Source organism: Nocardiopsis sp. FR4, assembly GCF_009830945.1.
GTDB lineage: Bacteria > Actinomycetota > Actinomycetes > Streptosporangiales > Streptosporangiaceae > Nocardiopsis.
Map to the genome: position 1 here is coordinate 1 of NZ_VWVV01000036.1, position 22,385 is coordinate 22,385.

19 protein-coding genes and 1 pseudogene are annotated in these 22,385 nt (G+C 74.8%); 14 read left to right on the plus strand and 6 right to left on the minus strand.

Translation table 11 applies throughout. The features are described from left to right. Window positions 1-117 precede the first annotated feature (117 nt). The 10 genes and pseudogenes from FYW95_RS24515 to FYW95_RS24560 all read left to right on the plus strand — a co-directional run. Window positions 118-819 (plus strand): annotated as a pseudogene (locus FYW95_RS24515) (D-glycero-alpha-D-manno-heptose-1,7-bisphosphate 7-phosphatase); the annotation flags it as partial. Beyond that, entirely contained in the window at window positions 816-1,832 is a 1,017-nt protein-coding gene (locus tag FYW95_RS24520) for a glycosyltransferase family 9 protein (RefSeq protein WP_159945572.1), read from the plus strand. The pseudogene FYW95_RS24515 and the gene FYW95_RS24520, both read left to right, overlap by 4 nt. Then, window positions 1,829-2,869, plus strand: a complete 1,041-nt coding sequence (locus tag FYW95_RS24525) for a glycosyltransferase (protein WP_159945571.1) — start codon at window positions 1,829-1,831, stop codon at window positions 2,867-2,869. Before FYW95_RS24520 ends, FYW95_RS24525 begins: the two co-directional genes overlap by 4 nt. Further along, window positions 2,866-4,125, plus strand: a complete 1,260-nt coding sequence (locus FYW95_RS24530) for a glycosyltransferase (RefSeq protein ID WP_159945570.1) — start codon at window positions 2,866-2,868, stop codon at window positions 4,123-4,125. Before FYW95_RS24525 ends, FYW95_RS24530 begins: the two co-directional genes overlap by 4 nt. Then, window positions 4,125-4,715, plus strand: coding sequence for a D-sedoheptulose-7-phosphate isomerase (locus FYW95_RS24535; protein WP_159945569.1), 591 nt, complete (start codon window positions 4,125-4,127; stop codon window positions 4,713-4,715). The genes FYW95_RS24530 and FYW95_RS24535 overlap by 1 nt, the downstream gene beginning before the upstream one ends. Beyond that, window positions 4,712-6,094, plus strand: coding sequence for a PfkB family carbohydrate kinase (locus FYW95_RS24540; protein WP_159945568.1), 1,383 nt, complete (start codon window positions 4,712-4,714; stop codon window positions 6,092-6,094). The genes FYW95_RS24535 and FYW95_RS24540 overlap by 4 nt, the downstream gene beginning before the upstream one ends. A gap of 87 nt (window positions 6,095-6,181) precedes the next feature. Beyond that, window positions 6,182-6,868: an SDR family oxidoreductase gene (locus FYW95_RS24545; RefSeq protein WP_159945567.1), complete on the plus strand. Its 687-nt coding sequence runs from the start codon at window positions 6,182-6,184 to the stop codon at window positions 6,866-6,868. A gap of 100 nt (window positions 6,869-6,968) precedes the next feature. Further along, window positions 6,969-7,961, plus strand: coding sequence for a UDP-glucuronic acid decarboxylase family protein (locus FYW95_RS24550; protein ID WP_159945566.1), 993 nt, complete (start codon window positions 6,969-6,971; stop codon window positions 7,959-7,961). A 45-nt stretch (window positions 7,962-8,006) separates the two neighbouring features. Beyond that, a complete protein-coding gene (locus FYW95_RS24555) occupies window positions 8,007-8,882 on the plus strand; it encodes a glycosyltransferase family 2 protein (RefSeq protein ID WP_160050892.1) in 876 nt (291 codons plus the stop codon). Beyond that, window positions 8,879-9,778 carry a glycosyltransferase family 2 protein gene (locus FYW95_RS24560; protein WP_159945564.1) on the plus strand — a complete coding sequence of 300 codons (900 nt, stop codon included), beginning with the start codon at window positions 8,879-8,881 and terminating at the stop codon, window positions 9,776-9,778. The genes FYW95_RS24555 and FYW95_RS24560 overlap by 4 nt, the downstream gene beginning before the upstream one ends. 17 nt (window positions 9,779-9,795) lie before the next feature. On the opposite strand, the gene FYW95_RS24565 is transcribed toward FYW95_RS24560, so the two are convergent. Both FYW95_RS24565 and FYW95_RS24570 read right to left on the minus strand, forming a co-directional pair. After that, window positions 9,796-10,296, minus strand: a complete 501-nt coding sequence (locus FYW95_RS24565) for a hypothetical protein (RefSeq protein WP_159945563.1) — start codon at window positions 10,294-10,296, stop codon at window positions 9,796-9,798. Window positions 10,297-10,502: 206 nt separating this feature from the next. After that, entirely contained in the window at window positions 10,503-12,299 is a 1,797-nt protein-coding gene (locus FYW95_RS24570; protein WP_159945562.1) for an acyl-CoA dehydrogenase, read from the minus strand. Between the two features lie 125 nt (window positions 12,300-12,424). On the opposite strand from FYW95_RS24570, the gene aroQ reads away from it, so the two are divergent. Continuing rightward, window positions 12,425-12,901, plus strand: coding sequence for a type II 3-dehydroquinate dehydratase (gene aroQ / locus FYW95_RS24575; protein ID WP_159945561.1), 477 nt, complete (start codon window positions 12,425-12,427; stop codon window positions 12,899-12,901). Window positions 12,902-12,982: 81 nt separating this feature from the next. Here the strand turns inward: aroQ and FYW95_RS24580 are convergent, their stop codons facing one another. Further along, on the minus strand, window positions 12,983-13,618 hold the full coding sequence (locus tag FYW95_RS24580; protein WP_159945560.1) for a histidine phosphatase family protein: 636 nt from the start codon (window positions 13,616-13,618) through the stop codon (window positions 12,983-12,985). Between the two features lie 165 nt (window positions 13,619-13,783). Between FYW95_RS24580 and FYW95_RS24585 the strand changes: the two genes are divergently transcribed. Further along, complete coding sequence (locus FYW95_RS24585; RefSeq protein ID WP_159945559.1) at window positions 13,784-14,572, plus strand: SAM-dependent methyltransferase; 789 nt, start codon at window positions 13,784-13,786, stop codon at window positions 14,570-14,572. A 14-nt stretch (window positions 14,573-14,586) separates the two neighbouring features. Here the strand turns inward: FYW95_RS24585 and FYW95_RS24590 are convergent, their stop codons facing one another. Further along, the gene (locus FYW95_RS24590) at window positions 14,587-16,893 is read right to left on the minus strand and encodes an FdhF/YdeP family oxidoreductase (RefSeq protein WP_159945558.1); all 2,307 of its coding nucleotides are present in this window, start codon (window positions 16,891-16,893) and stop codon (window positions 14,587-14,589) included. 192 nt (window positions 16,894-17,085) lie between these two features. On the opposite strand from FYW95_RS24590, the gene FYW95_RS24595 reads away from it, so the two are divergent. Beyond that, window positions 17,086-18,264 carry an alcohol dehydrogenase catalytic domain-containing protein gene (locus tag FYW95_RS24595; RefSeq protein WP_159945557.1) on the plus strand — a complete coding sequence of 393 codons (1,179 nt, stop codon included), beginning with the start codon at window positions 17,086-17,088 and terminating at the stop codon, window positions 18,262-18,264. 61 nt (window positions 18,265-18,325) lie between these two features. Here the strand turns inward: FYW95_RS24595 and FYW95_RS24600 are convergent, their stop codons facing one another. Beyond that, window positions 18,326-19,330, minus strand: coding sequence for an iron-siderophore ABC transporter substrate-binding protein (locus FYW95_RS24600; RefSeq protein WP_159945556.1), 1,005 nt, complete (start codon window positions 19,328-19,330; stop codon window positions 18,326-18,328). 214 nt (window positions 19,331-19,544) lie between these two features. Further along, entirely contained in the window at window positions 19,545-20,315 is a 771-nt protein-coding gene (locus FYW95_RS24605) for a siderophore-interacting protein (protein ID WP_160050893.1), read from the minus strand. A 269-nt stretch (window positions 20,316-20,584) separates the two neighbouring features. Between FYW95_RS24605 and FYW95_RS24610 the strand changes: the two genes are divergently transcribed. Continuing rightward, on the plus strand, window positions 20,585-22,339 hold the full coding sequence (locus FYW95_RS24610; RefSeq protein WP_236568128.1) for an ABC transporter transmembrane domain-containing protein: 1,755 nt from the start codon (window positions 20,585-20,587) through the stop codon (window positions 22,337-22,339). The last annotated feature ends 46 nt before the right edge of the window (window positions 22,340-22,385 follow it).

Sequence of the window (22,385 nt, forward strand, 5' to 3'; positions counted from 1 at the left end):
GGTCTTCGAAGCGGACCTGCGTTCACCCACCGCACCAGCGGAGTTGTACGCACGCGTGCATGAACGGATGGGAGCTCCGAACATCCTTGTCAGCGCAGCCGGAGACTACCCCCGGACGCCGCACGCGCCCTGTGGGCGGCGCGCACGGCCGCCTTCGCCCGGCGGCGCCTGCGCGGCGGGCCCGGCACCGCCGCCGAGGTCACCGACATGGTGGTGACCAGCGCGCTCATCCCGCCGCTGGCCTGCTGGCACCGGTTGCGCGGTGAACTGCGCCACGCCGGGGCCCGCCCCGCCCCGGGGGTGCGCGTGATCCTGTTCGACCGGGACGGCACCCTGGTCGAGGACGTGCCCTACAACGGCGACCCCGACAAGGTGCGCCCCACGGCCTCGGCGGCGCGGGCCCTGGACCTGGCCCGCCGCGCCGGACTCGCCGTGGGCGTGGTCACCAACCAGTCCGGGATCGCCCGCGGACTGCTCACCCGCGCACAGGTGGACGCGGTCAACCGGCGCGTGGAGGAGCTCCTGGGCCCCTTCGACCTGTGGCGGGTGTGCCCGCACGGCGAACGGGACGGCTGCGGCTGCCGCAAGCCCCGGCCCGGCATGGTCCGCTCCGCGGCCGCGGAACGCGGCCTGCTCCCCGCCCAGTGCGCCCTCGTCGGCGACATCGGCTCCGACGTGGAGGCCGCCCGGGCCGCGGGCGCGCGCGGGGTGCTCGTTCCCACCGCCGCGACCCTGGACGCCGAGGTCCGGGACGCGCCCGAGACCGCCCCCGACCTGGAGGCGGCCGTCCTCCGCCTTCTGGGAGGGTGCACCCCGTGAGCGAAGGCACCGTACTGGTGGCACGGCTGGACAGCATGGGCGACGTCCTGCTGTCCGGACCCGCCGTGCGCGCCGTCGCCCACCACGCCGAACGGGTGGTCTACCTCGCCGGGCCCCGGGGCGCCGAGGCCGCCGCGCTGCTGCCCGGCGTGGACCGGGTCCTGACCTGGTGCGCGCCCTGGATCGCCGCCGACCCGCCGCCCGTGGACCGCGCCGACGTCACCGCGCTGGTCGACCGCCTGTCCCGACTGGGCGCGCAGGCCGCCGTGCTGCTGACCTCCTTCCACCAGTCGCCCCTGCCGCTGGCCCTGCTCCTGCGCATGGCCGGGGTGCCCCGGATCTCGGCGGTCAGCGAGGACTACCCGGGCAGCCTGCTGGACGTGCGCCACCACGTGGAGTTCGGCGTCCCCGAGGCCGAGCGGATGCTCTCGGTGGCCGAGGCCGCCGGGTACCCGCCGCCCGCGGGGGAGACCGGGCGCTTGGCCGTGCGCCGACCGCTGCCCGACACCCGCGCCCTGACCGGACCGGACGGGTACGCGGTGGTGCACGTCGGCGCGGACGCCCCCTCCCGGGAGCTGCCGCCCGACCTGGCCGCCAAGACCGTCGCCGCGCTCGCCGAGCGCGGGCACCGGGTGCTGGTCACCGGTGCGGCGGGCGAGGCAGACCAGGCCGCGGAGGTGGCCGCGCACGGCGGCACCAGCCTGGCCGGGCGCACCGGCCTGGCCGAACTCGCCGACGTGCTCGACCGCGCCGCCGTCCTGGTCTCGGGCAACACCGGCCCCGCCCACCTGGCCGCCGCGGTCGGCACACCCGTGGTCTCGCTCTTCGCGCCCGTCGTGCCCGCCTCGGCCTGGGCGCCCTACGGCACCCCGGTGCGGGTCCTGGGCGACCAGCGGGCGCCCTGCGCCGACACGCGCGCCCGGGTCTGCCCGGTCCCGGGCCACCCGTGCCTGGCGTCGGTGTCCTCCGACGACGTCCTGACCGCAGTCGACGAACTCCTGGGGGAACGATGACGCTCCAGCAACCGGTGCCCACCGCCCCGGCCGGCATGGCCCAGGGCCGGGCCAGGACGCCCGCGCGCGTCCTGCGGATCCTGCTCTGGCACGTGCACGGCTCGTGGACGACCGCGTTCGTCCACGGCGGGCACACCTGCCTGCTGCCGGTGACCCCGGACCGGGGGCCCGACGGGCGGGGCCGGGCGCGCACCTGGGACTGGCCCGCCAACGCCGAGGAGGTCCCCTGGGACGCGGTGCGCGACAGCGAACCCGACCTGGTCATCCTCCAGCGCCCGCACGAGCTCGAACTGGCCGCGCGGCTGCTGGGCCGCTCCCTGGGCCGGGACGTGCCCGCCCTGTACGTCGAGCACAACACCCCGCGCCAGGACGTGCCGCTCACCCGCCACCCCGTGGCCGACCGCAGCGACATCCCCGTCGTGCACGTGACCTACTTCAACGACCTGTTCTGGGACTGCGGGCGCGCCCCCACGTACGTGGTCGAGCACGGGGTGCCCGACCCCGGCCACCGCTACACCGGCGAGGTGGACCGCGTGGGCGTGGTGCTCAACGAACCCCTGCGCCGCTGGCGCTTCACCGGCACCGACCTGCTCCCGGGGCTGGCCGAGAAGGTGCCGCTGGACCTGTTCGGGATGGACGTGGCCGGGGTACCCGACCGCTTCGGGCTGCCGCCCTCGCGGCTGCGCGCCTACGAGGACCTGCCGCAGGCGGCGATGCACGAGCAGCTCGCCCGCCGCCGCGCCTACGTCCACCCGCTGCGCTGGACCTCGCTGGGGCTGTCCCTCATCGAGGCCATGATGCTCGGCCTCCCCGTCGCCGTCCTCGGCACCACCGAGGCGCACGAGGCCGTACCACCGGAGGCGGGAACCGTCTCCACCGATCCCCGCGTACTCGCGGAGGCGCTGCACGCGTTCCGACAGGACCGCGACCTGGCCCTCCGCACCGGCACGGCCGCCCGCGCCGCGGCTCTGCGCCGCTACGGGCTCACCCGTTTCCTCGACGACTGGGACCGGGTGCTACAGGAGGTGACGTCATGAGAATCGCCATGGTCTCCGAACACGCCAGCCCGCTGGCCGTGATCAGCGGAGAGGACGCGGGCGGACAGAACGTGCATGTGGCCGAGCTGGCCGCGGCGCTCGCCGCGCGAGGACACGAGGTCGCCGTCTACACGCGCCGCACCGACACCGAGCGGCCCGACACCGTGTCCCTGGGGCCGGGGGTGCGGGTGGAACACGTACGGGCCGGGCCGGCGGCACCCATCAGCAAGGACGAAATGCCCCGGTACATGCCCGAGTTCGCCCAGCGGCTACGGGCCGCCTGGCGCATCCACCGGCCCGACGTCGTCCACGCCCACTTCTGGATGAGCGGCTTCGCCTCGCTGCGCGCGGCCAACGGCCTGGACCTGCCGGTCCTGCAGACCTTCCACGCCCTGGGCACCGTCAAGCACCGCCACCAGGGGTCGGAGGACACCAGCCCCGTCGAGCGCATCCCGACCGAGCGCGCCGTGGCCAGCCAGTGCGACATGGTCGTGGCCACCTCCACCGAGGAGCGCCGCGAGCTGGCCGAGTGGGGCGTCCCGCCCGGGCGTGTGGCGGTCGTGCCCTGCGGGGTGGACACCGCACGCTTCGCCCCGAAGGGTCCGGCCGCCCCGCGCGGCGACCGGCCGCGCCTGCTCAGCCTGGGCCGCCTGGTCAAGCGCAAGGGCGTGGACACCGTGATCCGCGCGCTCGCCGAGGTGCCCGAGGCCGAACTGGTCATCGCCGGGGGAGCCGACCGCGAACGCCTGTGGACCCAACCCGAGGCGGTGCGGCTGCGCATGGTGGCCGAGCGCGTGGGCGTGGCCGACCGGGTCGCCTTCCTGGGCTGTGTGGACCGCCACGAGGTGCCCGCGCTGCTGCGGTCGATCGACGTCGCGGTCAACGTGCCCTGGTACGAGCCCTTCGGCATCTCCACCGTCGAGGCGATGGCCTGCGGTGTCCCCGTGGTCGCCTCCCGGGTGGGCGGCCACGTGGACACCGTCGTGCACGGGGAGACCGGCCTGCTCGTGCCGCCCCGCTCGCCCAAACGGCTGGGCCGCGCCGTGCGCTGGCTGCTCTCGGACGAGTCGACCCGGGCCGGTTTCGGCGAGGCGGCGGCCGAGCGCGCCCGCGACCACTACTCCTGGGCGGAGGTGGCCCGGCGCACCGAGGAGTGCTACCTGCACGTGACCGGCACGTCCGCCACGGGGGTCCCGGCTCCCCGCGCCGTCCGCAGCACGCCGGTCGGCACCACGGTCACGGGAGGCGAGGAGTGATGCACGCGCACCTGCTCCAGCTCAGCCGGGCCCTCGACGACATCGACGCGGCCCGCGTGGAACGGTGGGGGGCCCGCGCGGCCCGCGCACTGGGCACCGGGCAGCGCCTGTTCGCCTGCGGCAACGGCGGCAGCGCGGCCGAGGCCCAGCACCTGACGGCCGAGCTCACCGGACGCTTCGAGGACGAGCGAGCGCCCCTGTCGGCGATCGCGCTGCACGCGGAGACCTCCAGCGTCACCGCCATCGCCAACGACTACGGCTACCACCAGGTCTACGCCCGCCAGCTGCGCGCGCACGCCCGCCCGGGCGACCTGCTGGTGTGCATGTCCACCAGCGGCAACAGCGAGAACGTCGTGGCCGCGGCCAAGGCCGCGCAGGAGCTGGACGTCACCTGCTGGTCCATGACCGGACCCGGGCCCAGCGCCCTGGAGTCGCTCAGCGACGAGACGGTGGCGGTCCCCGCGCCGCGCACCTCGACCGTGCAGGAGGTGCACCTGGCGCTGGTCCACGTGTTCTGCGCCGCGGTGGACCGGGAGTTGGCCGCCCGCGAGCACGGGGCGTTCGTCCCGCGGAGGAGGGCCGCCACGTGAGCGACGGACCCGTGGTGGTGCTCGGCGACGCACTGCTGGACGTGGACCTGCGCGGGGTGTCCCGGCGGGACTGCCCCGACGCGCCCGCGCCCGTCCTGGAGGGGACCGAGGCCTGGTATCGACCGGGCGGCGCGGCCCTGGCCGCGCTGTGCGCCGGTGCGGGCGGGCGCGAGGTGGTCCTGGTGACCGCGCTGGGCGGCGACCCCGCCGCCGAGGACCTGGCCGAGCTGCTCAGGGGAAGCGTGCGGCTGGTGGGACTACCGTTGATGGAGCGCACCCCCACCAAGACCCGGGTGCAGGCCAACGGGCGCACCGTGGCCCGCCTGGACGAGGGGTGCGACGGGGTGGAGCGCGAGGCCCGCGCCGAGGACGTGGCCCGGGCCCTGGACGGGGCCTCGGCCGTGCTCGTGGCCGACTACGGGCACGGGCTCACCCGGCAGGCCCCGGTACGCGAGGCCCTGGCGGCCCGCGCCCGCCGGGTCCCGCTGGTGTGGGACCCGCACCCGCGCGGCGCGGTGCCGCTGCCCGGGGCGCGGTTGGTCACGCCCAACGCGGCCGAGGCCGAGGTCCCCGAGGGCGAGGAGGAGCGGGCCCTGCGCCGGGCCGGTGAGCTGGCCGGGGTGTGGGACGTGCGCTCGGTGGCCGTCACCCTGGGCGCCCGCGGGGCCGCCTGGTCCGACCGCTCGGGCGGGCGCGCCCTGGTCCCCGGCCGCCCCGTGGAGTCGCCCGCGGACACCTGCGGGGCCGGGGACGCCTTCGCCGCGGCGTGCGCCGTGGCGCTGGCCGAGGGGGCGCGCGTCCCCGACGCCGTCCGGCGGGGGGTGGCCTCCGCCTCGGAGTTCGTGGCCGGGGGCGGCGCCTCGGCGCACACCCGGCCCCGTCCCGGGGCGGCCGTGCCCGACCCGCGCGCGGCCGACGCGGCGGCGGGCGGTGCGCCCGGGCGGCCGGGACGGCTCGTGGCCACCGGCGGCTGCTTCGACGTGCTGCACGCGGGCCACGTCGACCTGCTGCGCCGGGCCCGCGCCCTGGGCGACCGCCTCGTGGTGCTGCTCAACAGCGACGCCTCGGTGCGGGCGCTCAAGGGCAGCGGCCGGCCCGTGGTCGGCGAGCGCGACCGCGCCCGCGTGCTCTCCGCCCTGGACTGCGTGGACGAGGTCGTCGTGTTCGGCGAGACCACTCCGGTGCGCGCCCTGGAGCGGCTGCGGCCGGACGTGTGGGTCAAGGGCGGCGACTACGACGTGGAGGAACTGCCGGAGACGCCCGTGGTGCGCCGGGCCGGGGGAGAGGTGGTCACCGTGCCGCTGGTTCCCGGCCACTCCACCACCGGGCTGATCACCCGCATTCGGGGCCGGGGCCGCGACGGCGTGCCCGCCCGGTAGCGGCCGCCGCGCCCGCCAGGGCCAGGCCGCCGGAACGAACGACCGGCCCCGAGCCGGTCACCGAGGAACGAGGAAACGGGGAAAGAGATGCGTCCACTGGGGAACACGCTGATCACCGGAGGGGCCTCCGGCCTGGGAGCGGCCACCGCCGAGGCCGTGGCCGCCGAGGGCGGGCACCCCATCCTCCTGGACCGCCAGCACCCGGGCAGCGACCTGCCCTTCGAACAGGTCGACCTGGCCGACCGCGAGGCGGTCGAACGCGCCGTGCACCGGGTCAGCATCGAACACGGCAGGATCGACGCCCTGGTCAACGCGGCCGGGACTGACGCCTGCGGCACCCTCACCGACGTGTCCGCCGACGACTGGGAACGGGTCATCCAGGTCAACCTCATCGGCACCGCCTCCGTCACCCGCGCGGCCCTGCCCCACCTGCGCGCCTCCCGGGGCACGGTCGTCAACTGCGCCTCCACGCTGGGCCTGCGCGCGCTCAGCGACGCCACCGCCTACTGCGCCTCCAAGTTCGGAGTCGTGGGCTTCACCCGGGCGCTGGCCGCCGAACTCGCCGGCCAGGTCGGGGTGACGCTCCTGGTCCCCGGGGGGATGAGCACGTCCTTCTTCGACGGCCGCCCCGAGCAGTACAAGCCCGGACCCGACGCCAAGCTCAACGCGCCCGAGGACGTGGCCCGCGCGGTGGTGTTCGCGCTGCGCCAGCCCCCCGGCTGCGAGGTGCGCGAACTGGTCATCTGCCCCTCCCAGGAGACCTCCTGGCCCTGAGGCCCGGAAGACGGGTAACCGGGAGTGCAGGGGGCCGAGGCCCCGAAGAGCTCTGCCCGAGAAGCGCCGCCTGGGCGGCGAGATCCGGAAGGTGGGCGACATGACAGAACCCGCGGCAAGAGGAACGGCCCTGGTCACCGGGGGTGCCGGATTCATCGGCTCCCATCTGTGCGAACGGCTGCTGGAGAGGGGCGCACGCGTGGTGTGCCTGGACAACTTCGCCACCGGGCGAGCGGAGAACGTGGGGCACCTGGCCGGGCACCCGCGGTTCGAGCTGAGGGAGGCCGACCTCACCGAACCGTTCACGCTGGACGACCCCGTGGACACGGTCTTCCACCTGGCCTCGGCCGCGTCCCCGCCCGACTACCTGCGTCTGCCCGTGGAGACGCTGGAGGTGGGCAGCCTGGGCACGCGCAACGTCCTGGAACTGGCCGGTGAGCACGGCGCGCGCCTGGTGCTGGCCTCCACCAGCGAGGTGTACGGCGACCCGCTGGAGTACCCGCAGCGGGAGACCTACTGGGGCAACGTCAACCCGATCGGCCCGCGCAGCGTCTACGACGAGGCCAAGCGCTACGCCGAGTCGCTGACCATGGCCCACCACCGGGCGCGCGGCACCGACGTCGGGATCGCCCGCATCTTCAACTGCTACGGGCCGCGCATGCGCGCCGACGACGGCCGCATGGTGCCGACCTTCGTCAACCAGGCGCTGGAGGGCAGGCCCCTGACCGTGGCCGGGGACGGCCACCAGACCCGGTCGCTGTGCTTCGTGGAGGACACCGTGCGGGGCCTGCTCGCCCTGGCCGACAGCGCGACCACCGGGCCGGTCAACATCGGCAGCGACGAGGAGCTGTCGGTGCTGAGCCTGGCCCGCGTCGTGCTCAACGTGACCGGGTCGCGCTCGGAGATCACCTTCGTGGAGCGCCCCGAGGACGACCCGCACTTCCGCCGCCCGGACATCCGCCTGGCCGAGGAGGTCCTGGGCTGGCGGCCGCGCGTGCGCCTGGAGGAGGGGCTGCGCCGCACCATCGCCTACTTCGTCGAGCAGCGCTCGCGCTACGACGGTCTGACCGAGGGGGCCACGCCCGCCAACTGACGGGCCCGGCCGAAGGGGAGACGGGGCGCACGAGGAAGGAGCGACGTGGAACACCCGGAGCACCCGAGGGTCACCGTGGTGGTGGCCACTCGCGACCGCCGCGAGGAGCTGCTGCGCACTCTGCGGCACGTGGAGGCGCTGGAGCCCCGGCCGCCCGTGGTGGTGGTGGACAACGCCTCCGCCGACGGCACCGCCGCGGCCGTGCGCGCGGAGTTCCCGCGCGTGCGGCTCGTGCGCCAGTCCCGCAACACCGGGTGCGCGGCCCGCAACACCGGAGTGTTCTGCGCCACGACGCCCTACGTCGCCTTCTGCGACGACGACTCCTGGTGGGCTCCGGGGGCCCTGGAGGCGGCGGCCGACGCCCTGGACGCCCACCCGCGCCTGGGGCTGGTCGCCGCCTCCGTGTTCGTCGGCGAGCAGGAGCGCCCCGACCCGGTCAACGAGGCGCTGGCGCGCAGCCCGCTGCCGGCGGAGGGCGACCTGCCCGGGCCGCGGATCCTGGGGTTCCTGGCCTGCGCGGCGGTGGTGCGGCGCCGGGCCTTCGAGGAGGCGGGCGGTTTCAGCTCCCTGCTGTTCTTCGCCGGGGAGGAGGCGCTGCTGGCCCAGGACCTGGCCGCCCGCGGCTGGGAGCTGTGCCACCTGGAACACGTGCGCGTGCACCACCACCCCTCCTCCACCCGCCCGCCCGGACGGTGGCGGCGGACCCTGGAGGAGCGCAACGCGCTGCTGACCGTCTGGCTGCGCCGCCGCCCGGCCCTGGCCCTGGCCCGCACGGCGCGGCTGGCCGGGCGCGCGCTGCGCGACCCGGTCTCGCGCGGTGCGCTGACCGGGGCGCTGCGGGTGCTGCCCGCGGCGATGGCGCGGCGCCGCCCGGTGCCCGCGCGGCTGGAACGCGATCTGTCCCTGTTGGAGGAGGCATGAGCGAGGGCGCCCGCGTCGGGGTCGTGGTCATCACCCGCGACCGCAGGCAGGAGCTGCTGCGCACCCTGGACCGCCTGGCGGAGCTGCCGGGACCGCCGCCGACCGTCGTGGTGGACAACGCCTCCGCCGACGGCACCGCCGCGGCCGTGGACGAGCACCACCCCTGGGTCCGCCTGGTCCGGGCCGGGACCAACCTGGGGTCGGTGGGCCGCAACATCGGGGTGGAGGCCCTGGACACGCCCTACGTCGCCTTCTGCGACGACGACACCTGGTGGGAGCCCGGCGCCCTGGAGCGGGCCGCCGACCTGCTGGACGCCCACCCCCGCCTGGGCTCGGTGACGGCGCGCCTGCTCGTGGAGCCCGGCGGGCACGAGGACCCCCTCACCCCCGAACTGCGCCACTCCCCGGTCCCCGGGCCAGACTGGCTGCCCGGGCCCGCCCTGCTGGGGGTGCTGGCCGGGGTCACGGTGTTCCGCGTGCGCGCCTTCGAGCAGGCGGGCGGGTTCTCCCGGCGCCTGTGGATGGGCGGGGAGGAGGAGCTGCTGGCGCTGGACCTGGCCGCCGCCGGGTGGTGGATGTGCTGGGACGAGAGGACGGTGGCCCACCACGCCGCCTCCCCGGTGCGCGATCCCTCCCGGCGTCGCCGCCTCGGGATCCGCAACACCCTGTGGACCGCGTGGCTGCGCCGTCCCCTGGACGGCGCGTGGCGGCACACGTGGCAGACCCTGAGGTCGGTGCCGCGCGACGGCACCAGCGCCCTGGCCGTGGCCGAGGCCCTGGCCGGGCTGCCCTGGGTGCTGCGCGAGCGCGCACCGGTCCCGCCGCGCGTGGAACGGGGGCTGCGCGCCCTGGAGGCCCCCCGGCGCGAGTCCGGGGCCCGGCGCTACGTGGGCTGACCCAGGGGCCGACCGGGTCAGGCGTTGACCGTGGGCAGGGTCGGCACCACCGGCGACTCCTCCTCCTCGCCGCCGCCACCGCGGCACCAGGGGCACCACACCGCGACGCGCGTGTGCCGCATGGCCCACAGCAGTCCCGTCGAGACGAGCACGAAGAACAGGGAGATCCCAGCGGCGGGGAGGAGGAGGCCGAGCCCGATCATCGCCGCGGCGGCGACCAGGGCGGTGCGGCCCATGCGGTCGACCACCCAGTGGAAGGTGCGCAGGGGGCGCCGCCACCGGTCGGCGACCTCGGATCCGTGCAGGGGCATCTCGGCCACGCACAGCTCGCACAGCCTGCCGCGGTGGGCCGCCCAGTGCAGGGCCATGGCCGCGTACATCGGCACGAAGGCCAGGGCCAGGGCCCAGGCGGGCAGGCCGGGGATCCACAGTCCCGGCACCGCCAGGAGCACGGTCCAGGGGACGGCCCGCTCGGCGTGGTGGCCCACGGCGACGGGGACACGGAGGTCGTTCTTCACGGTGTTCCTCAGAGGGTCCGGGTGCACGGGAGGGGTTGTCCGCCAGGCGTCCTCGCGCGGAGGGGCGCACGGACGGCACCCGCCCCGGCGCGCGGCCGGGATGTTCTCCGGGTACTCGTGTCCGCCCTGGCGGGCTGGTCCGAAAAAGGAGGATGCCTCCATTGTGCGCGCCGCCGACGAGTGCCGGCGCCCCGCCCCCTCCTGATTCAGAGCACGTCGGGGGAGACGTCCAGGACCGTGCGGTCGCGGGAGGCCACCAGGTCGAACTGTGGGCCGGTGCGCGGCAGTTCGTGCCGGAAGAAGTAGGCCGCCGCTGCGCGCTTGCCCTCGTAGAAGCCCCCCTCGCGGCCGTGCGCGGCCACCAGCTGTTCCAGCCACAGCCACGCCACCACGACGTGGCCGACCGCCTCCAGGTACGGGGTGGCGTTGGCCAGGGCCACGGCCGGGTCGCCCTCGGCCCAGGCCGCGGCGGCCGTCTCCGTGGTCCGGTCCAGGGCCGCCGAGAGCAGGCCGGCGTACTCGGCCTCCCGGCCGCCCAGCTCCCGGGCCCGTTCGACGGTCGCGCGGGCCGTCTCCACCAGCAGCGACAGCCGTGAGCCGCCGTCGAGCACCGCCTTGCGCCCCAGCAGGTCCAGGGCCTGGACGCCGTGGGTGCCCTCGTGGATCGGGTTGAGCCGGTTGTCGCGGTAGTGCTGCTCCACGTCGTACTCGCGGGTGTACCCGTAGCCGCCGTGCACCTGGATGGCCAGGCTGTTGGCCTCCACGCACCACTGGGAGGGCCAGCTCTTGGCGATCGGGGTGAGCACGTCCAGCAGCAGGTCGGCGCGCTCGCGGGCGGCCCCGTCCTCGGCGCTGGCGGTCTCGTCCACCAGGCGCGCGCAGTACAGCACCAGGGCGAGCGCGCCCTCGACGTAGCTCTTCTGGGCGAGCAGCATCCGGCGCACGTCGGTGTGCTCGATGATGGGCACCTGCGGCCGGGAGGGGTCCTTGGCGCCCAGGGGACGGCCCTGGAGGCGCTCGCGGGCGTAGGCCAGCGACTTGAGGTAGCCGGTGTAGCCGACGGCGGCGGCGCCCGCGCCCACGCCGATGCGGGCGCCGTTCATCATGTGGAACATGTACCTCAGGCCCTGGTGGGGCTCGCCGACCAGGTAGCCCACCGCGCCCGGCCGGCCCCCGGGGGTGTGGCGGCCCTCGCCGAAGTTGAGCAGCGCGTTGACCGTGCCCCGGTAGCCCATCTTGTGGTTGAGCCCGGCGGGCACGACGTCGTTGCGCTCGCCGATCGAGCCGTCGTCCGCCACCAGGTACTTGGGCACGACGAACAGGGAGATGCCCTTGACCCCGGGCGGGCCGCCGGGGATCTTGGCCAGCACCAGGTGCACGATGTTCTCGGTCAGCTCGTGGTCCCCGGCCGAGATCCACATCTTGTTGCCGAACAGGCGGTAGGTGCCGTCCGGGTCGGCCTCGGCGCGGGTGGTGATGTCGGCGAGGGAGCTGCCCGCCTGCGGCTCGGACAGGCACATGGTGCCGGTGAAGCGCCCCTCGACCATGGGGCGGACGAAGGTGTCGATCTGCTCGGGGCTGCCGTGCGCCAGGAGCAGGCGCGCGTTGCCCGAGGTGAGGAAGGGGTAGGCGGAGGTGCCCAGGTTGGCGGCCTGGAAATAGGCGCCGCAGGCGCTGGTGACCACGTGCGGGAGCTGGCCGCCGCCCACCGAGGCGGGCATCCCGGCGGCGGCCAGGCCGGTCTCGGCGTAGGCCTCCAGGGCCTTCTTCACCTCGGGGATGACGTGGACGCGTTCGCCGTCGAAGCGCGGCTCGTTGGCGTCGTTGGCCTTGTTGTGCGGCGCGAAGTGGTCGGTGGCCACGCGCTCGGCCAGCTCCAGGGCGGCGTCGAAGGTCTCGCGGGAGTGGTCGGCGTACCGGGGGCGTCGGGTGAGCGCCTCGGTGTCGAGCCACTCGTGGAGCAGGAAGTGCAGGTCGCGCGTGGACAGCAGGGTGGACGCCACGGGTCGCCTCCTAGGGATCGTGAACCGACTGGTCGGTATGCTACCTGGTCCGTGTACGCGGGAGGCGGCCAGGGCCGCCGGGTCCTAAGCTGGCGGGACCGACCCGAGAAGGAGCGCTGACCCGCATGTCCGCTGTGTCCGACCCGTCCCGTACCGTTCTGCTGCTCAACGGCCCCAACCTCAACCTGTTGGGGACCCGTGACCCCGCACAGTACGGCACCACCACCCTGGCCGAGGTCGAGGCGCGGGTGACCGCGCTGGGCGGGGAGCTGGGCGTGGAGGTGGTGTGCGCGCAGAGCAACAGCGAGGGCGCCCTGGTGGACCGGGTCCACGCCGCCCGGGACTGGGCGGGCGTGGTGCTCAACCCCGGTGCCTACGCGCACTACAGCATCGCCCTGCGAGACGCGGTCGACGCGATCGAGGCGCCCGTGGTGGAGGTGCACATCTCCAACGTGTACGCGCGCGAGGAGTTCCGGCACACCTCGGTGACCGCGCCGGTGGCGGCGGGCTACGTCGCCGGGTGCGGGGTCTTCGGCTACGAGCTGGCCCTGCGCGCGGTGCTCCAACGCGCCGCCGAGCGCCGCGGCGCCGACGCCGGGTAGGGGAGCGGGGCCCGCCGGAACGCGGCGGGCCCGTCCCCCGACCCTGAGGTACCGACTGGTCGGTTTGTGTGGGGCACGGGTTCAGCGGTAGGTCATCAGCGCGGGACCGCCCTGTTCCAGGTGGGCGTGGTCGTTGAAGGAGAGCAGCTGTGTGCCGCCTCGCCCGTGCGCCAGCTTGGTGACCGAGCCGTTGACCACCACCCGGTTCATGGCCAGGAATCCGGCCGGGGAGGCGCCCAGGAGCGAGGAGCACACCGCCGCGATGACCCCGGCGGAGGTGAACACCAGCGCGGTCCGGCCCCGGTCCAGCCCGGCGGCCACGTCGTCCAGGGCCTGCCGGCCCCCGGATCGGAAGCCCTCCCACGTGCCCGGGCCGCTGCCCCCGGCCTCGATCCAGGCGGTCAGGGAGGCGTCGAGCCGCTCCTGCAGGGAGCCCCCGTCCGCCGCGTGCGCGCCCAGCAGGCCCAGGTGGTCGTACTCGTTCCAGCGCGCGTCGCCCTCCGGTTCCCGGTCCAGGCCCGCTTCGGCCAGGGCCGCGGCCGCCGTCTGGCGCTGGCGGCGCAGCAGGCCGGTGACCACCCGGCCCACGCGCAGCTCCCGCCGTTTGAGCTCGGCGCCCAGCAGGCGGGCCTGTTCGTAGCCGGTCGGGCTCAGTTCGTCGTAGTCCTCCGCCTCCGGAGAGGCCTTGCCGTGGCGGATCAGATAGATAGCTGGCATCGCACCAGAGTAGGACCGGGCCCGCGCGCGTCCGCGCGGCGGGGTCGCCGGGGCGCCCGGGCCAGCGTCGGGAGACCCGCGGCCGCAGGGACCGCCGGTTGCGCGGGGGTCCTCGCGAGCAGCACAATACGGGGGCGAACGACGCTTCCCGCCGAGAGGGCTCCCATGACGGACACACCCCCCATCGACACCACCGTGGCGCACTCCGCCCGGGTGTGGAACTACTGGCTGGGAGGCAAGGACAACTACCCGGCCGACCGCGAGGTGGGCGACTACGTGCTCCAGGCCTACCCGGAGATGGTCACCGCGGCCCGCGCCGACCGGGAGTTCCTCATCCGCGCGGTCACCCACCTGGCCGCGGAGGAGGGGATCCGACAGTTCCTGGACGTGGGCACCGGACTGCCCACGCACAACAACACCCACGAGGTCGCCCAGGCGGTCGCGCCCGGCTCGCGCGTGGTCTACGTCGACAACGACCCGCTGGTGCTCACCCACGCCCGGGCGCTGCTCGTGGGGGAGAAGACGGGCGACGTCCACTACGTCGACGCCAACCTGCACGAGCCGGAGAAGGTCCTGGCGGCGGCCGCCGAACACCTGGACTTCTCCCGGCCCATCGGTCTGACCATCCTGGGCACCATGGGGCACACCCCCGACAACGAGCGGGCCTACGCCACGGTGCGCGCCTACGTGGACGCGCTGCCCTCGGGCAGCTTCCTGGCCATGTGCGACGGCACCAACACCAGCGAGCCGATGATCGAGGCGGCCCGCCGCTGGAACGAGACCGCCCCGCTGCCCTACCACCTGCGCAGCCCCGAGGAGATCGCGGGCTTCTTCGAGGGCCTGGAACTGCTGGAGCCGGGCGTGGTCTCGGCACCCCTGTGGCGGCCCGCCCCGGCCGAGGTGGGCACGGTCGCCGAGGCCGACCAGTACTGCGGGGTCGCCCGCAAGCCCTGACCCGCCGTCCGGGGTCAGGGCGCCCCCGAGTCGGGTTCGAAGCGCACGACCACCGACTTGGACGTGGGGGTGTTGCTGATCTCGGCGGTGGAGTCCAGCGGCACCAGCACGTTGGTCTCGGGGAAGTAGGCGGCGGCGCACCCGCGCGCGGTCGGGTAGCGCACCACGCGGAAGTGCGCGGCGCGCCGCTCACGGCCGTCGGGCCACTCGCTGACGATGTCGGTGAAGGCGCCCTCGGCCAGGCCCAGCCCACGGGCGTCCTCGGGGTTGACCAGGACCACTCGGCGGCCGCCGGTGATGCCCCGGTAGCGGTCGTCCAAGCCGTACACGGTGGTGTTGTACTGGTCGTGCGAGCGCAGCGTCTGCAGGAGGAGCCGCCCCTCGGGGACCTCCGGGGCGTGGAAGCCGTTCACGGTGAAGTTGGCCAGCCCGGTCGCGGTGGGGAAGCGCCGGTCGTCGCGCGGGGCGTGCGGCAGGGTGAACCCGCCGGGCCGCCGGGCGCGCTCGTTGAAGTCGGCGAAGCCCGGCACGACCGCCGCCACGCGGTCGCGCACCCGGTCGTAGTCCGTCAGCTCCGACCACCGCACGGGCGTCTCGCCCAGTACGCGCCCGGCCAGGTCGCAGATGATGTCCACCTCCGAGCGCATTCCCGGCGAGAGCGGCGGCAGCACCCCGTGGGAGGCGTGCACCCTGCCCATGGAGTCCTCCACCGTCACCCAGCGGGCCCGCCCGTCGCGCAGGTCGCGGTCGCTGCGCCCCAGCGCGGGCAGGATGAGCGCGCGGGTCCCGGTGACCACGTGCGAGCGGTTCAGCTTGGTGGACACGTGCACCGTCAGCCCCACTCTGCGCATGGCCTCCTCGGTGACCCCGGTGTCGGGGGTGGCCGCCACGAAGTTGCCGCCCATCGCGAAGAACACCCGCACGTCGCCGCGCGCCATGGCGCGGATGGCGTTGACGGTGTCGTACCCGTGCTCGCGCGGCGGGGCGAAGCCGAACTCCGCCTCCAGCGCGTCCAGGAAGGCGGGCGCGGGGCGCTCGAAGATCCCCATCGTGCGGTCGCCCTGGACGTTGGAGTGCCCGCGCACCGGGCACACGCCCGCGCCCGGGCGGCCCACGTTGCCGCGCAGCAGCAGGAAGTTGACCACCTCGCGGATGGTGGGCACCGAGTGCCGGTGCTGGGTCAGGCCCATCGCCCAGCACACCACGATGCGCTCGGAGGCGGTGACCATCTCCGCGATCCGCTCGATGAGCTCCCGATCCAGCCCGGTGGCCCGCTCGGTGCGCGCCCAGAACTCCTCCCCGGGTTCGGCGAGCAGGGCCTTGGCGAACTCCTCGAAGCCGTGGGTGCGGGCGGCCACGAACTCCCGGTCCAGCACCGGCTCACCGCGCTGGTCGGCCTCCAGCAGCAGGCGGTTCAGGGCGCTGAACAGCGCGAGGTCGCCGCCCAGGCGCACTTGCGCGAACAGGTCGGTCAGCTCGGTGCCGCGCCCCAGCAGGCCGTCCGGGCGCTGCGGGTTGCGGAACTCGCGCATGCCCGCCTCCGGCAGCGGGTTGACGGTGACGACGCGCGTTCCGGCCCGCTTGGCGCCTTCCAGCGCGGTGAGCATCCGGGGGTGGTTGGTGCCCGGGTTCTGCCCCGCCACGATGATGAGGTCGGCCTCGCGCAGGTCCTCCAGGGAGACGCTGCCCTTGCCCACGCCCAGGGTCTCGGTCAGCGCCGACCCCGAGGACTCGTGGCACATGTTCGAGCAGTCGGGCAGGTTGTTCGTGCCCAGCGCCCGGGCGAAGAGCTGGTAGCAGAAGGCCGCCTCGTTGCTGGTGCGCCCGGAGGTGTAGAAGACAGCCTCGTCGGGGGAGTCCAGCGTCCGCAGCTCCTCGGCGACCAGGTCCAGGGCCCGGTCCCAGGAGACCGGCGTGTAGTGGGCGGCGCCCTCGGCCAGGTACATCGGCTCGGTGAGACGGCCCTGCCGCCCCAGCCAGTAACCGGAGCGCCCGGCCAGGTCGGCCACGGGGTGCGCGGCGAAGAAGCCGGCGGTCAGCGCCGTGGCGGTGGCCTCCTCGGCGACGGCCTTGGCGCCGTTCTCGCAGAACTCGGCGCGGTGCCGCTTGTCGCCCTCGGGCCAGGCGCAGCCGGGGCAGTCGAAGCCGCGCTTCTGGTTGACCGCGAGCATCGCGGGCAGGCCGCGCCGCACCCCGGTGTGCTCTCCCAGGTGGCGGAGGCTGCTGAGGACCGCCGGGAGCCCCGCCGCGCTGGCCTTGGGCGGGCCGACCGCGGGGGAGTCCTGCGGGGGGTCCGGCTTCTCGGGGTTCTGGTGTCTCACAGGGGCATTGTGGCACCGTCGGCCGGGTCGTGGGGCTCAGGGGGAGCAACCTTGGTCTGCGCGGACCGCTCCCTCCGCACGGCGACCGTTTTCGGGTCCCGGGCCCGGGTAGATGGGGCGGGAGCGGCCCCCGGAGGGCGGCGCGCCCTCGGGGACCGGCCGACCACGACCGGCACGAGACCAGGGGGAAGCATGAAGGCAGTGGTGTGGAACGGAACGAGGGACGTCGCTGTCGCCGAGGTCCCCGATCCGCGGATCGAGGAGCCCGGGGACGCGGTCATCCGGGTCACCAGTTCGGGTCTGTGCGGCTCGGACCTGCACCTGTACGAGGTGCTCGGCCCCTTCATGCACGAGGGGGACATCCTCGGACACGAGCCCATGGGCGTGGTCGAGGAGGTCGGCCCCGGGGTCACCTCCCTCGTCCCCGGGCAGCGGGTCGTCATCCCCTTCCAGATCTCCTGCGGCGAGTGCTTCATGTGCCGCGGCGGCCTGCAGACCCAGTGCGAGAACACCCAGATGAGGGAACAGGGCATGGGCGCGGCCATCTACGGCTACAGCTCGCTCTACGGCTCCGTGCCCGGGGCGCAGGCCGAGTACCTGCGGGTGCGGCGGGCCGACCACAACGCGATCGTCGTGCCCCCCGAGGGGCCCGACGACCGGTACGTGTTCCTGTCCGACGTGCTGCCGACCGCCTGGCAGGCCGTGCGCTACGCCGACGTGCCCGAGGGCGGGTCGGTCGCGGTGCTGGGCCTGGGGCCGATCGGCGACATGTGCTGCCGGGTCGCCCACCACCTGGGTGCGGGGCGGGTGTTCGGCGTGGACCCGGTGCCCGAGCGGCGCGCGCGTGCGGCCGCCCGGGGCACGGAGGTGTTCGACCCCTCCGGTGGCGACGCGGTCGAGCAGATCCGCGAGCGAACTGAGGGCCGCGGCCCCGACGCGGTCATCGACGCGGTCGGCATGGAGGCGGAGGGGCACGGAACGGCCAAGTTCGCCCAGCGCATGGCCGCGTTCCTGCCCAAGGGGGTCGCGGCCAGGATGATGGAGACGGCCGGGGTGGACCGGTTGAGCGCCCTGCAGACCGCCATCGACCTGGTGCGGCGCGGCGGGACCATCTCCCTGATCGGCGTCTACGGCGGCATGGCCGACCCGATGCCGATGCTGACGCTCTTCGACAAGCAGATCCAGCTGCGCATGGGGCAGGCCAACGTGCGCCGCTGGGCACCGGAGATCCTGCCGCTGCTGGACGACGCCGACCGGCTCGGCGCGCAGGACTTCGCCACCCACCACGTCCCCCTGGACGAGGCGCCGCGCGCCTACGCCAAGTTCCAGAAGAAGGAGGACGGCGTGTTCAAGGTGGTCTTCCGGCCCTGATCCGGAACGCGTCGGGTCCCGCGGGGCGCACGCTCCGCGGGACCCGTGGCGTGGGGCGGGCTCAGCCCTCCAGGGTCTCCTGGATCAGCGGGACCAGCTCGTCCAGCACGTGGGAGACGCCCAGGGCCGAACCGCTGGAGAAGGCGTTGGCCAGCTCCAGGTCGTCCACGATGATCAGACGCCCGTCCTTGGCGGAGGGGATGCCCTGGAGCACCGGGTCCTCGCGCAGGAAGTCCGCGGTGTCCCCGAGCGGGAACATGACCGTCAGGTCGGCGTCCATGACCTCCAGCCGCTCGGGGCTCAGGTCGATGTAGAAGGTGTCCCCGGCCATCTCCAGGACCTCGGGCTCGTACTGGAAGCCCAGCTCCTGGAGCAGGTCCACACGGGTGTCACCGGGTACGTAGGCGCCGTACTGGCCGTCGAAGTAGGCGCCCACGGCGATGGTCTTGTCGGCGAAGCCGGGGTTGTCCTCGCGGATCCGGGCGAAGCGGTCCTCCAGCTCCCGGATGATCTCCTCGCCGCGCTCCTGCTCGTTGAAGACCTGGGCGACCTGACGGGTCTGCTGCTGCCAGGTGGTGCCGTAGGTGACCTCCACGCCGGGCGGGGGGCCGACCACCGGGGCCACCGGCGCGAGCAGGTCGTGGCGCTCCTGGCTGTTGTCGGAGCGGGTGTCGAGGATGACGTCGGGGTTCAGCGAGGCGATGGCCTCCAGGTTGGGCTCCATGGTGCCCACCTCGGTCGGCTCCTCGTCGAACAGGTCCGAGGCCCAGGGGCCCACGCCCGTGCCGCCGTAGGCCTGCCAGTCGGCCACGCCCACCGGCTGCACGCCCAGGGCGAGCGCGGTCTCGGCGTCGGACCAGCCCAGGGCGACGACGTTGACGGGCCGGTCCTCGATCTCCACGTCGCCGAAGAGTGTCTCGACGGTGACCGGGTAGCCCTCGGCGGTCCCGCCGCCCGCCTCGTCCGCACCCGGGTCGGAGGCCGGGCCGCCGCAGGCGGCGAGCAGCAGGAGGGAGAGCGCGCCGGCGGCGATCGAGCCGCCGCGGGTCAGCGGACCGCGGTTCATGGGGCCTCATTCGGTCGGAAGGATCAGCTTAGCCTTGCCTAAGCAAAGGACATGGTGGACGAAAGGGACGTTGCTCCGCAAGCGCGCCCAACGTTGGCGGAGATGACCGCACGGTGACCGGGGTGCGCGGGACCCGGGCTTCGCCGCGCTTCTCCTTTCGCCGTCGTGGCCGGCGAGGACCCGGTGGTGGCGATCCTCACACCCGGCCGGAGGGTCAGGGGTAGGCCTGCACGCCGTGGCGCCAGTAGCCGATGAAGGTGATGTCGTCCTTGGGGACGGCGTGGTCGCGGACGAGGGTGCGGCGTAGTCCGGTGGGCAGGGCGTTCTCTCCGGCGAGGAAGCAGTAGGGGCGGCCCGGGGGGAGTGGGGTGGTGCTGACGGTGTGTAGGGCGAGTCGTCCGGGGATGGTGTGGGGGTCGGTGCGGGGGAGCCAGTGCACCTGGACTCCGGGTGGTGTGTGCAGGTCGCGGATGTCGTCGGGGGTGGGGATTTCGAGGTAGGCGTGGCCTTCCAGGTCGGGTGGGGCCTGTTCGAGGATGGCGGCGATGGCGGGCAGGGCGCTTTCGTCGCCGGCCAGCAGGTGCCAGTCCACCCCCTCGGGCGGCAGGTAGTAGATCCCCTCCGGGTACAGGCCGAGCTCGTCGCCCTCGCGGGCGCCCAGCGCCCAGGCCGAGGCCGGGCCCTCCTCGCCGTGGTCCACGAACTCGATGTCCAGCTCCAGCGCCCCGGGGTCGAAGCGGCGCACGGTGTAGTTGCGCACGTGGGGCCGCCGCTCGTCGGGCATGGCGCGGAACTCCTCCACCCACCCGTCCTGGTCGGTCGCGACGGGCATGTGCAGCCGGTCCTGCCCGGGGCGGGCGAAGAGGATCCGCGTGCACTGGTCCAACCCGAGGAACTCGAACCCGCCCAGCTCGGGTCCGGTGAGCGTCACGGTCAGGAAGCTCTCGGTGGTGCGCTCGGTACGCGCCACCCTGGTCCGGATCATGCCGCGTCGGCTCGGATGCCTGATGCGCAAGGCGCTTCCCCTTCGGTCTGCGGTCGTCGGCGGCTCGGGCGGAGGTGTACACCCCGGACCGGGAAGGTTAGCCTAACCAAGGTTGGCGTATTCGGGTAGTTCGGGGTGGATGCGGGACATCGCGTACCGAACGGGGCACTAGCCTGGCCCGGGCACGAAACGGCGGGGAAGGGACACCGGATGAGACGTCTGTGCGGGGCCGCGCGCCCCAGGCCGAGGGGACGTGCCGCGTGAGCGCACTGACCACCGGAACCCCCGTGGCGGAAGCCGTCCGAACCCCCGCCGAGCCCCCCGCCGCCCCCGCCACCGTGCGCGCGCTGGGCGGGCGCACCCTGCGCCGCAACCGCGCGCACGTGCTCGCCGGTGTGGTGCTGCTGTCCCTGCACCAGGCGGCCGAGGCCCTGGTGCCCGTCGCCATCGGCCTGACCATCGACTGGGCCGTCGTCCCCGGGGACGTGCGCGCCCTGGCGGTGTGCGTGGCGGGCACGGCCGTCCTCTTCACCGTCCTGGCCACGGCCTACCGGACCGGGGCCCGCTTCACCCTGCGCGCCGTGGAGAACGAGGCCCACCTTCTGCGCGTGGAGGCCGCCCGCAGGGCCCTGGACCCCCGCGGCGAGCGCAGCGGGCTGCGCGCGGGCGAGGTGCTGTCGGTGGCCACCTCCGACGCCGAACAGGCCGCTCAGTACGTGCGCGCCTGGTCCTCGGCGATCGCGGTGGCGGTCGCCATCATCGTCACCACCGTCGCCCTGCTGGCCGTGGACGTCCCCCTCGGCCTCGGCGTGCTCGTCGGCGTCCCCCTGCTGATGCTCCTGCTGCGCTTCCCCGCCGCGCGCATCACCCGGCGCAGCGAGGCCAAGCAGGCCACCGCGGCCGGGGCCACGGCCCTGGCCACCGACCTGGTCAGCGGCCTGCGCGTGCTGATGGGCATCAACGCCCGGCACAACGCCGCGAACCGCTACCGCGAGGCCAGCACCCGAGCCCTGGAGGCCTCGGTCGGCGCCGCCGCCAGCAACGGCCTCTACCGGGGTCTGGTCACCGCCGCCAGCGCCGTCTTCCTCGCCTGCGTGGCGGGCACCGCCGGGTGGATGGCGCTCAACGGACGCCTGAGCGTCGGCGAACTCGTCATCGTCGTCGGCCTGGCCCAGTTCCTCGCCGAACCCGTCCAGGCCCTGGGCATGGTCGGCCAGCTGTTCGCCACCGCCCGCGCCTCCGCCCGGCGGCTGGTGCGCCTGCTCAACGCCCCCGACGCCGTGACCCCGGGGAACCGCTCCTGCGGGGAGGAACCGCTCGTGGCCCTGACCGGGGTCGGCTACCGCACCCTGCGCGACGTCGACCTGGAACTGGCCCCGGGCGAGCTGGTGGGCGTGGTCACCACCGATCCCCGCGACGCCGAGGCCCTGCTGGAACTGCTCTCCGGCCGGGCCGAGCCCGAGGAGGTGCGCGGCACCGTCACCGTGGGCGGGGTCCCCGTCCACGAGCTGGGCCTGGACGCCCTGCGCGGCGCGGTCCTGGTGGAGGAGCACGGCGCGGCCCTGTTCGAGGGAAGCCTGCGCTCCAACCTGGCCGTCGGCACCGACGCGGGCGAGCCCCGCCTGCTGGAGGCCCTGCGCTCTGCCGCCGCCGAGGACCTGGTCAGCGGCCACTCCCAGGGGCTGGACCGCCCGATCGCCGACCGCGCCGCCAACCTGTCCGGGGGCCAGCGCCAGCGCGTGGCCCTGGCCCGCGCCCTGGCCGCAGACCCGCCGGTGCTCGTACTGCACGACCCCACCACCGCCGTGGACGCGGTCACCGAGGAGGCCATCGCCCGGGGCGTGGCCGCCGCCCGCGCGGGTACCGTTCCGGCCCGGGCGACCCTGGTCGTGGCCAACAGCCCCGCGCTGCTGGCCCGCGCCGACCGCGTGGTCGTCCTGGTCCGGGGCCGGGTCCGCCGCACCGGGACCCACGCCCGCCTGGTCGAGGAGGACCAGGCCTACGGCGAGGCGGTGCTGCGGTGACCTCCCCCGCCTCCGGCCGCCCCCGCACACCCGCCACCCCGAAGGG